The organism is Bradyrhizobium sp. SRS-191 (assembly GCF_024586915.1).
In the GTDB taxonomy this organism is placed as follows: domain Bacteria; phylum Pseudomonadota; class Alphaproteobacteria; order Rhizobiales; family Xanthobacteraceae; genus Bradyrhizobium.
Genome location: NZ_JANBVS010000089.1, coordinates 1 through 538, shown reverse-complemented (window position 1 = coordinate 538; position 538 = coordinate 1). Strand labels below are relative to the sequence as shown.

General features: G+C 70.3%; 1 protein-coding gene. It reads right to left on the bottom strand.

Features of this window, described 5'->3' with window-relative positions; genetic code table 11:
• On the bottom strand, positions 1-538 hold a 538-nt coding region (locus NLR35_RS34200), incomplete at both ends, for an Hpt domain-containing protein (RefSeq protein ID WP_257170936.1).

Below are 538 nucleotides of genomic sequence, written 5' to 3'. Positions count from 1 at the left end.
GTCGGCCTTGGCTGGCTCAGTCTTGGCAGGCTCAGTCTTGGCCGCAGGAGCCTTCGCCTCGGCAGGCTTCGGCTCGGGCGCCTTCTCGTGCGCCGGCGGGGTCTCGATAGCAGTCTCGCGGAAGGCGCGCTCCAGCTCGTCGAGCGAGACTTCGCCCGGACGCAGCGGACGCTCCAGCGTCTGATCGATCAGACTGCCCTGCGTCGCCGCGGGGGCGGGCGGCGGCGCGGCTGCAGCCGGAGCCGCAGGCACCGGCGGAGGCGCGGCTTCTCCGGCGGCCATCGCCGCCATGCCGCGCTCGACCATCGCTTCGAGCTCGCTGATGAGGTCGCGATCCTCGCCTTCGGGCTCAGCCTCATTGGCCTCGAGCTGTCCCAGGATGTCCTTGATGCGGTCGATGGTGGTGAGGATCAGAGTCACGGCCTCGCCGGTCACCGGCATGCCGTCGCGGAATTTGCCCATCAGGGTTTCGGCGGCGTGAGCCAGTGCCTCGAGCCGCGGCAGGCCGAGGAAGCCGCAGGTCCCCTTGATCGTGTGA